9 protein-coding genes are annotated in these 9,063 nt (G+C 72.3%); 4 read left to right on the top strand and 5 right to left on the bottom strand.

Annotated features, from left to right (window positions below):
- Positions 1–138: 138 nt before the first annotated feature.
- Positions 139–945, bottom strand: coding sequence for an ABC transporter permease (locus AB0J55_RS44725; RefSeq protein ID WP_364263962.1), 807 nt, complete (start codon positions 943–945; stop codon positions 139–141).
- On the bottom strand, positions 942–1,919 hold the full coding sequence (locus tag AB0J55_RS44720; RefSeq protein ID WP_364263959.1) for an ATP-binding cassette domain-containing protein: 978 nt from the start codon (positions 1,917–1,919) through the stop codon (positions 942–944). Before AB0J55_RS44720 ends, AB0J55_RS44725 begins: the two co-directional genes overlap by 4 nt.
- Before the next feature lie 162 nt (positions 1,920–2,081).
- Between AB0J55_RS44720 and AB0J55_RS44715 the strand changes: the two genes are divergently transcribed.
- Entirely contained in the window at positions 2,082–3,041 is a 960-nt protein-coding gene (locus AB0J55_RS44715) for an endonuclease/exonuclease/phosphatase family protein (RefSeq protein WP_364263956.1), read from the top strand.
- A 25-nt stretch (positions 3,042–3,066) separates the two neighbouring features.
- On the top strand, positions 3,067–4,209 hold the full coding sequence (locus AB0J55_RS44710) for a hypothetical protein (RefSeq protein ID WP_364263953.1): 1,143 nt from the start codon (positions 3,067–3,069) through the stop codon (positions 4,207–4,209).
- On the opposite strand, the gene AB0J55_RS44705 is transcribed toward AB0J55_RS44710, so the two are convergent.
- Both AB0J55_RS44705 and AB0J55_RS44700 read right to left on the bottom strand, forming a co-directional pair.
- The gene (locus AB0J55_RS44705; protein WP_364263950.1) at positions 4,166–4,987 is read right to left on the bottom strand and encodes a Sir2 family NAD-dependent protein deacetylase; all 822 of its coding nucleotides are present in this window, start codon (positions 4,985–4,987) and stop codon (positions 4,166–4,168) included. The genes AB0J55_RS44710 and AB0J55_RS44705 overlap by 44 nt on opposite strands.
- On the bottom strand, positions 4,980–5,291 hold the full coding sequence (locus AB0J55_RS44700) for an antibiotic biosynthesis monooxygenase (RefSeq protein ID WP_103351085.1): 312 nt from the start codon (positions 5,289–5,291) through the stop codon (positions 4,980–4,982). The genes AB0J55_RS44705 and AB0J55_RS44700 overlap by 8 nt, the downstream gene beginning before the upstream one ends.
- Before the next feature lie 50 nt (positions 5,292–5,341).
- Here AB0J55_RS44700 and AB0J55_RS44695 point away from each other — a divergent pair, with 50 nt between their 5' ends.
- Positions 5,342–6,724: an ATP-binding protein gene (locus AB0J55_RS44695; RefSeq protein ID WP_364263947.1), complete on the top strand. Its 1,383-nt coding sequence runs from the start codon at positions 5,342–5,344 to the stop codon at positions 6,722–6,724.
- Here the strand turns inward: AB0J55_RS44695 and AB0J55_RS44690 are convergent.
- Positions 6,710–8,116: a M1 family metallopeptidase gene (locus AB0J55_RS44690; RefSeq protein ID WP_364263944.1), complete on the bottom strand. Its 1,407-nt coding sequence runs from the start codon at positions 8,114–8,116 to the stop codon at positions 6,710–6,712. The genes AB0J55_RS44695 and AB0J55_RS44690 overlap by 15 nt on opposite strands.
- 74 nt (positions 8,117–8,190) lie before the next feature.
- Between AB0J55_RS44690 and AB0J55_RS44685 the strand changes: the two genes are divergently transcribed.
- Positions 8,191–8,937 (top strand): alpha/beta hydrolase, encoded by a 747-nt coding sequence (locus AB0J55_RS44685; protein WP_364263941.1) that lies wholly within the window; start codon positions 8,191–8,193, stop codon positions 8,935–8,937.
- The last annotated feature ends 126 nt before the right edge of the window (positions 8,938–9,063 follow it).

Here is a 9,063-nt window from a genome sequence, read left to right as displayed (position 1 = left end):
CCCACCGCGGCGCGGCCGGACTGCATGCGGCCCTGCCGGTTCTGACCGGCCGGCTACCTAGACTTCCGGGATCTCGGCCGGCACCGGTTCGAACGGCACGACCTCCCCTGGCGCTACTCACCCCCGTGTGTGCGCCGTTCAGACCCGCCGGCGGTAGGCCCAGGTGGCCAGCGGGAAGAACACGACCACCGCGCCGGCCATCCAGGCCAGCGCACCGGCCAGCGGGCCGGCCACCGGCCCGCCGTTCATCAGGCCGCGCAGCGCGTTCGCCATCAGGCTGACCGGGCTGATGTCCGCCCACGCCCGCAGCCAGCCCGGCATGGTCGACGTCTGGACGAACACGTTGCTGCCGAACGTCAGCGGCATGATGAAGACGAACATCAGCGCCTGCGCCGAGCCGGGCGTCTTCATCAGCATGCCGACGAAGACCGAGCCCCAGCAGAAGCTCAGGCCGAACGCCAGCGCGAGCAGGATGGCCACGGCGAACTCGCCGGGGCTGGTCGCGATCCGGTAGCCCATGATCGTCGCGACGACCATCAGCACGGTCAGGCAGACGACGTACCGCACGACGTCGGCCAGCACCGCGCCGATCAGCGGGGCCGAGCGGGCGATCGGCATGCTGCGGAACCGGTCGAACACGCCCTTGGTGACGTCGGTGTTGAGCTGCACGCCGACGGTCAGGCAGGCCTGCAGGATGTTCATCACGATGATGCCGGGCACGACCATCTGCAGGTAGGCGTCGGTCGAGCCGGACAGCGCGCCGCCGAACAGGTACACGAAGATGACCAGGAACACGATGGGCATCAGCGTGACGTCGGCGAGCTGCTCGGGGTTCTTGCGGATCTTCAGGATGCCCCGCCAGGCCAGCGAAAGCGCGTGCTGGAGCCCCTTGCCGGGGCTGATGTGCCGCGGCGGGGCCGGGCGGTCGAGGGCCAGCGTCGTCATGCCAGGCTCCCTTCCAGGGTCTTGTCCTCGACGGACGGTTCGGCGGTGTGCCCGGTGAGAGCGAGGAACACCTCGTCGAGGCTGGGCAGCCGCAGCGCCAGCTCGTCCGCGGTGATCCCGGCCTCGTCGAGCTTGCGGACCAAAGTGGACAGCAGCACCGGGTCGTTCACCGGTGCGGTGAGCAGGCCGGTCGCGTTGTCGCGGGTCGGCCGGACGCCGGAGAGATCACCGAGGATCCGGTTGACGGCGTCCATGTCGGACAGCTGGGTCGGCCGGACCTGCAGCGTCTGCCCGCCGACCCGGCGCTTGAGCTCGTCGGCCCGGCCGTCGGCGACGACCCGGCCGTGGTCGAACACGGTGATCTTGTCGGCGAGCTGGTCGGCCTCCTCCAGGTACTGCGTGGTCAGCAGCACTGTGGCGCCCTCGGCGACGAGGCCGCGGACGACGTCCCAGACCTCGTTGCGGGCGTGCGGGTCGAGCCCGGTGGTCGGTTCGTCGAGGTAGAGCACCTCGGGCCGGCCGACGAGGCTGGCGGCGAGGTCGAGCCGCCGCCGCATGCCGCCGGAGTAGGTCCGGATCGGCCGCTTGGCCGCCTTGGTCAGCTCGAACCGCTCGATCAGCTCGGTGGCCCGGGCCTTCGAGTCGGCGCGGGAGTAGCCGTACAGCCGTCCGATCAGGACGAGGTTCTCGATCCCGTTCAGGTCCTCGTCGACCGACGCGTACTGCCCGGTCAGCCCGATCAGGCTGCGGACCCGGACCGGGTCGGTGACCACGTCGTAGCCGCCGACCGTGGCTCTGCCGGCGTCCGGTTTCATCAGGGTCGCCAGGATCCGGACGGCGGTCGTCTTGCCCGCGCCGTTCGGCCCGAGCACCCCCACGACCTGCCCGAACGGGACCTCGAGGTCCACCCCGTCGAGCGCCTTCGTCTCCCCGAACGTCTTGACCAGGCCCTCGGCCTGGATTGCGTGCGACATGGGCGTCCTCCTTCGCTGTCGCGTTCGGGTTTCACTGTGGACGGCCGCGCTGGTAGCTCGCGCACAGCGCGCTGGCAGGCGCTGGCAGCCGCTGGTGGAGATCTTGTGGAGGAGTTGCCGCCGCCCGGGCCGCGCGGGTCCGGTCTCGGCATACTCGGCAGCATGGTGGTTGCGGAAGAGACGCGCTCGCGGCGGAAGAACCCGCTGGTCACGGGCCTGCTGGTGGTGCCGGTGGTGCCGTTGGCGGTGCTGGCGGCGCTGCGCCTGATCGGCTTCGACGGCGACTGGTACACGCTGGTCGCCTTGTCGTTGACGCCGTACGCGGCGGCCGCGGGCCTGCTCCTCGGCGGCGTCGCACTGGCGTTGCGGCGGTGGTGGACCGGCGGGGTCGCGCTGGTGCTGGCGATCGCGCTGGCCGTCCTGGTGCTCCCGCGGCTGTCGGCGAGCGAGCAACGCGACCTGCACGGCAAGACGCTGCGGGTGCTCTCGTCGAACCTGCTCTACGGCCAGGCGGACCCGAAGGCCGTCGTCGACCTGGTGCGCGAGCAGCGGATCGACGTGCTGAACCTGGTCGAGATGACCCCGCGCGTGGTCGACGGGCTGACCGCGGCCGGGCTGTTCGAGGCGCTGCCGTACCGGGTGCTGCACCCGGCGCCGGGCGCGTTCGGGTCGGGGATCGTGTCGCGCTTCCCGCTGAAGGAGGTCAACCTGTCGGGCGACTCGGCGGCCAAGCAGCCGGGTGCCGAAGCCGACCTGGGCGACGGCGTGGTGGTGGAGATCGTCGCGGTCCACCCGATCTCCCCGGACGTCGACACCCCGCAGTGGGAGCGCGAGATCAAGGACCTGTCCCGCCCGGCGGGCGAGCACGGCCTGCGGATCCTGGCGGGCGACTTCAACGCCACCCTGGACCACGTGGCGTACCGGACGATCCTGTCCCGCGGCTACCGCGACGCGGCGGAGGAACGCGGCGAGGGCCTGGCCCCGACGTGGCCGTCGTCGTTCCCGGTGGTGACGATCGACCACGTGGCGGTGGACAACCGCGCGGCGGTGCTGGACTACCGGGTGTTCGACATGCCGGGCAGCGACCACCGGGCGGTGTTCGCCGAGGTCCGCCTGCCGTGATCGCGTTCCTGGCATCCTGACCGGCATGCGAAGACTCGTGCCGCTGGTCCTGGTCCTGCTGGTCGCCGCCTGCGGGCAGCCCGCGGCCGCTCCGGCGGACGGCCCGAAGAGCGCTCTCGGTTTCGAGGCGCACGCGGGCGCGGTGCAGTTCCCGTCCGACAGCGACTGGGTCCCGGACAACGTGGGCCTGAAAGCGCTGGTCCCGGTGAACGGCTGTGTGCTCGGCCTGGGCACCTTCGCGAACGGGTACCGGGACGTCACCGCGAACTGGACTGGCGACGCAGGCTGCACGACGCTGCGGTTCAGCCCGTCACCGGGCCGCGGTGGCCCCGGTCCGGAAGCCGCGGGCAACGGCTGGCGCGGCGGCGGGCTGCCGGGCGTGGCCGCCGTGCCCGGACCGGACGGCTCGGTGCTCGGCGTCCACGCGAAGTTCGCCCGCCGGGACGCCGACGGCACGGTCACCGAGCTCGGCGAGCTGCGTGGTCAGCGCGACCCGCGGGCGCTGGCGCGGTCGGGTGGCACCCTCGTCGCGACCGGCACGGCGTTCCTCGACGGCCGGACGACCCGGCCGGTGGCGTGGCTGTCGGACGACGAGGGCAAGACGGAACGCACGGTCGTCATGCCGGTCGCCGCGGGAGCGGAGGGCGCCGACGGCCCCTGGTCGGTGGTGGCGGCCGGGCCGGAACTGCTCGCAGCCGGGTTTTCGAACCCGCACCTGCAGATCTGGGCGTCCCACGACGGCGGCGGCAGCTGGACGGTGTCGGAGCTGCCGACGCCGCCGGACCAAACGCTCGTGTCCGGGATCCTGCCCGTCGGCGGGCAGTGGCTGCTCTACGGGGAGGTCTCGGACGGGCGCTCGCAGAAGCCGTTCGTGCGCCTCGGCAAGCCGGGCGCGTGGTCCACTGTGGAGGTGCCGGGACCCGGCGCGGTGGTGGGGGGCACGCTGGACGCGCACGGCCACCCCGTGCTGGCGGTTCGGAACCGCGAACCGTTCCGGGACAAGCAGAACACGCGTTACTGTTCGGCCGTCCTGGCGCGGGAAGGTCAGGCTTGGCAGCGCGGCGAACTGGGCTGCGGGGAGTCCCCGGTGCGGGCGGCCACGACCCTGGCCGACGGCCGGGTGCTCATCGCCGGGAACCGCGATCTCTGGCTGCGGCCAGCGCGGTGAGCGTCTCCAGCGCGCCGGCCGCGATCGACACGCCGCGGCCGTGGCGGATCTCGGGTTCCCTCGGGTTGATGCGGATCAGCGCGCCCGTCGCCGCGCTCGCCAGCTCGGCGTAGCGGCGGACTGTCGGGACCGCCTGGCCCGCGCCCAGTTCGACCACCACGAGGTCGCGTGCCGTCCGGCGCCACGCCGTCAGCTCGTCCAGCTGGGCCTGGCTGCGGTCCGGGACCCACGAAAAGTCCCCGAACATCAGGATGTTGGGCCGCGCCAGCCCGCCGCAGCGCGGGCACGACGGCAACGGTGGCACCGCGCGCATGGTGGCCTCGTCGACCACGACGTCGATGCCGGCGGCCGGCCAGATGTCGTCCGTGCAGCCGTCGAGGCACTGCAGGTGGTGGATCGAGCCGTGTGCCTCGGCGACGTGCCGGAAGCCCGCCGCCTGGAACTGGCCGTCCACATTGGACGTGAACACCCGGACGCCGTGGGGCAGCTCCGACCCGAACTCCCGTAGCAGCCGGAAACCGTCGTGCGGCACGGTTTCGCGGTACAGCGCCAGCCGGTGACCGTAGAAACCCCAGGCCAGCTCGGGGTCGTCGGCGAAGTGCCGCGGGTCGGCGAGCTCCTCGAACCGCAGGCCGAGCCGGGCGTACGGCGGGTACGCCCGCCAGAACCCTTCGCCACCGCGGAAGTCCGGGAGGCCCGAATCGACGCCCATGCCGGCGCCGGCGCAGATCAGGAGCGCGCCGGCGCCGTCCAGGAGCTTCGCGGCGTGCTCAAGCACCAGGCTGGGAACCGAGGACGACCTCGAATTCGAGGAGGTTCGCCCCGGTGGACACCGGCTTGGCGCGCTCGCCCGAGTGCGCCGCCGCGGCCGGGCCGCCCTTCGCCCACGCCTGGTAGTGCTCTTCGGTCTCCCACTTCGTGTACACGAAGTAGCGCGTCTCGCCGGAAACCGGCCGCAGCAGCTCGAAGCCGAGGAAGCCCGGCTGCTCGTCGACCGAGTGCATGCGCGCGGCGAACCGCTTCTCCAGCTCGGGGCCGGCGCCCTCGGGGACCTCGATCGCGTTGATCTTCACGACACTCATGGCTCCAGCCTAGTTGGCTCCCGGGTGTGACCCGTGCCACTGTTGAGGGCATGGGGAGCACTGAGCGCGACCTCGCCGCCGACCTCGCCCGGATCGTCCGCGCCACCGCGGACGAGGTCACCGGCGGGGGGAACGAACTGATCGGGCGCGTGACCGGGCACCTGGGTGCCCCGCTGCCGGAAGTCGTGGTCGTCACCCGCAACTGGCCGATGTGGGAGCACGCCAACATCCAGCGCGGGGTCGACGCCTACCTCGCCGCGCACGGCACGGCCGTGGACTGGTTCGGGGTCGCGGGCGGCCAGCGCACCCACGAGGACCTGATCGGGATGCTCGCCACCGCGCGCCGGCAGGGGATGTACGACCTCGGCTCGGTGGACTACACGACCACGGCGACCGGCCCGGACGACGCGACCGAGGCGGTTCAGCTCGGGCTCGTCGGCACGCACGCGCCCGGCGGCGAGCCGGTGCTGCTCGCCATCCGCGGCGCCACCCCGCAGTGGGGGCTGGAGCAGTGCCGGCTGGAGGTGCTGGCGACGTCACGGGGCATCGCCACCGGCGTCCGGGACCGCGTCGAGCGCCTGATGACCGAGCACGACGTCCTGCGCGGCCAGGTGCTGGCCTTCGGCACCAGCGAAAACCGCGGCAACGAGCTGCTCACCTTCCTCCCGCGGCCGACTTTGACCGGCGACGAGGTCGTGCTGCCCGACGGCGTCCTCGAGGCGATCGAGCGGCACACCATCGGCATCGCCGAGCACGGCGAGCGGCTGCTGGCCGCCGGCCAGCACCTCAAGCGCGGCCTGCTGCTGCACGGCGCGCCCGGCACCGGCAAGACGCACACGGTCCGGTACCTGATGGGCCGCCTGCCGGAGACGACGGTGGTCATCCTGACCGGCACGGCGATGCGGTTCGTGGCCAAGGCGGCCGAGCTGGCGCGGCGGCTGCAGCCGAGCGTGGTCGTGCTCGAGGACGTCGACCTGATCGCCCAGGACCGCAGCTACGGCCCGATGGTCCAGCCGCTGCTGTTCACCCTGCTCGACGCGATGGACGGCGTGGGCGGCGACGCCGACGTCACGTTCCTGCTCACCACCAACCGGGCGAGCGAGCTGGAGAAGGCCCTCGCGGACCGCCCGGGCCGCGTGGATCTGGCGGTCGAGATCCCGCTGCCGGACGCGGCGGGGCGTGAAGCGTTGCTTCGCCTGTACGCGCGCGGGCTGAACCTGACGGCGGACCTCGGCCCGGTGATCGAAGCGACCGAGGGGGTGACGGCGTCGTTCGCGAAGGAGCTGCTGCGGCGAGCGTCGCTGCGGGCGCTGGCGGCGCGCCCGGATGAGGACGTCGTCGTCGGTGACGAGGAGCTGGGGACGGCGTTGCGGGAGATGCTGGACGCGCGCAGCGCGCTGACGCGGTCCCTGCTGGGCTCAGCTGCGCAGTGAGCCCGGGTAGAGGTCGGCGTCGGCGGGCAGCTTCGTGCCGCGGAACCACGTGTCGAAGAACTCTCGCAGGTTCTTGCCGCTGACCTGGGTCGCCATCGCCTCGAAGTCGGTCCAGCGGGCGTTGCCGTGGCGGAAGCGGGCCGGCCACGCGTGCAGGAGGCGGTCGAACGCCGGGTCGCCGATCTGGCGGCGCAGGGCGTGCAGGGCCAGGATGCCCTTGTTGTAGACGCCTTCGAACTCGTGGCCCCGGCCCATCCCGATCAGCTTCTGCGCCCAGAAGTCCATGCTGCCGCGGGTGATCTCGATGGCCGCGCGGTAGCGGTCGTCCAGGTTCTGGCCCTCGCGCTCGGCCCACAGCCACTGCGAGTACGACGCGAAGCACTCGTTCAGGCAGATGTCGGACCAGCTGGCGAGCGACACCGAGTCGCCGAACCACTGGTGGGCGTTCTCGTGCACCAGGGTCGGCAGGTCGGCCCACTTCGCGTACGTCGGCCGGGTCTGCGTCTCGAGCGAGAAGGGGACGTTCTCGTTCAGGTAGATCCCGCCCGCCGCCGACTGCGGGTACGGCCCGAACTTGCCGCTCAGGAAGCCGAGTACCTCGGGCAGCCGGCCGCCGATGGCGCGGCGGGCGTCCGCGCCGGGGGCGTACGCCGAGACGACCGGGGTCCCGTCCGGCAAAGTCGACCTGTCGACACTGAACTTGCCGATCGCGATCGTCGTCAGGTAGCTCGCCACCGGGTTCGGCTCGGTCCAGGTGCCCGGCGGGCCTTCCCGGCCGTTCGAAATCACCGTCCAGCCCGGCGGGACGTGCGCGGTGAGCGTGAAAGCGGCCTTGTCGCGCGGGGTTTCGTTCACCGGGTACCAGAACGCGGCCGAGTGCGGCTCGCCGACCATGAACGCGCCGCCGTCGGCCGAGTGCTGCCAGCCGTTCTCGCTGCCGCCGTCGTGCGGGGTCTTCGCCGGGTCGCCGCCGTAGCGGACGCGGGTGCGGAACGTCGTCCCGGCGCGGATCGGGGCCGGTGGGGTGACGACCAGCTCGAACGCCTTCTCGCGGGTGAACCGCGCGGGCTTGCCGTCGACTTCGACGCTGTGCACGTCCAGTCCGCGGAGGTCGAGGTCGAACCGGCTCAGGTCCTCGGTGGCCTTCGCGGTCACCGTGGTGTCGCCGTCGAGGTGCCCGCTCGGCGGGTCGTACTTGACGTCGACCTGGTAGCCGAGGGCGTCGTAGCCGCCGTTGCCGTCCTCGGGGTAGTACGGGTCGCCGGCACCGGACGCGCCCGGAACCGGGTGCATGGGCGGCGGCGGGGCCGGCGCGGTGACGGCGTCGCCGCCGCACGCCGCGGCGAGGACCACGGCGGCGCAGACAGCCAGGGCGGTGAGTCGGCGGCGCATACGACCACCATAGGTTATCGAAAGCGATCACTTGGTCACGTTCCGCACCAGGGGTTTTGTGGTTAGGTGGCCGCGTGCTCTGTTTCGGCGGCAGCGGTGTGCCGATCGTTCTGCTCCACGGCTTGATGGGCCGCGCGCGGACGTGGTGGCGGGTCGCGGAGTGGCTCCGGCCCTACGGTGCGGTGTACGGCCTGGACGCGCGGGGCCACGGCAGCGCACCGCGCGTCGGCCCGTGGACGACCGAGCGTTTCGCCGACGACGTCGCCGAAGCCCTGCGAACCCTCGACGCGGGGCCGGCGGTGCTGATCGGCCACTCGATGGGCGGCCTGCACGCGTGGGCGACTGCCGCGCGGTACCCGGAGCTGGTGCGCGCGGTCGTGTCCGAGGACTTCGCGCCGGACCAGCGCGGCCGGACCGTGGAGACCTGGCGCGGGTACTTCGAGAGCTGGCCGGTGCCGTTCTCCTCGCTCGACCACGTCCGGGAGTTCTTCGGCGACGCGGGCGAGTACTTCGCGGACTGCGTCGAGGAGCGCGCCGATGGGTTCCACCTGGTCGCGGACCTCGAGGACCTGTACGTCATCGCCGCCGAATGGGGCCGCCGGGACTACTGGGACGTCGTCGAGGCGATCCGCTGTCCGCTCCTGCTGGTCGAGGGCGAGCACACGGCGATGCCACCCGGGCAGCAGGCCGAGGTCGCTTCGCGGGTGCCCGACGCTCGCCATCTCGTGGTCCCGGGCTCGGCCCACCTGCCCCACGACGAGGCCCCGGAGACCTACCGCGGGGCCGTCGAAGCCTTCCTTTCCCAGGTCCTGGCCCGCTGAAGGGGTCGACACGCGTGATTGCGGAGTCGACACGCGTGATCAGAGGGACGACACGCCGAGCGCGCCGTTGAGCCGCCGTGTCGACCCTCAAATCACGCGTGTCGGCCTTTCGATCACGCGTGTCGA

Source organism: Amycolatopsis sp. NPDC049688, assembly GCF_040674975.1.
Classification (GTDB): domain Bacteria; phylum Actinomycetota; class Actinomycetes; order Mycobacteriales; family Pseudonocardiaceae; genus Amycolatopsis.
Note: the sequence above shows the minus strand (reverse complement) of the source record. Positions and strands in the feature narration are given on the sequence as shown.

Bases quoted from the DNA above. Each gene is read 5' to 3' on its own strand.
- AB0J55_RS44725 (WP_364263962.1), bottom strand. From the start codon at position 945: ATGACGACGCTGGCCCTCGACCGCCCGGCCCCGCCGCGGCACATCAGC.
- AB0J55_RS44720 (WP_364263959.1), bottom strand. From the start codon at position 1,919: ATGTCGCACGCAATCCAGGCCGAGGGCCTGGTCAAGACGTTCGGGGAG.
- AB0J55_RS44715 (WP_364263956.1), top strand. From the start codon at position 2,082: ATGGTGGTTGCGGAAGAGACGCGCTCGCGGCGGAAGAACCCGCTGGTC.
- AB0J55_RS44710 (WP_364263953.1), top strand. From the start codon at position 3,067: ATGCGAAGACTCGTGCCGCTGGTCCTGGTCCTGCTGGTCGCCGCCTGC.
- AB0J55_RS44700 (WP_103351085.1), bottom strand. From the start codon at position 5,291: ATGAGTGTCGTGAAGATCAACGCGATCGAGGTCCCCGAGGGCGCCGGC.
- AB0J55_RS44695 (WP_364263947.1), top strand. From the start codon at position 5,342: ATGGGGAGCACTGAGCGCGACCTCGCCGCCGACCTCGCCCGGATCGTC.
- AB0J55_RS44690 (WP_364263944.1), bottom strand. From the start codon at position 8,116: ATGCGCCGCCGACTCACCGCCCTGGCTGTCTGCGCCGCCGTGGTCCTC.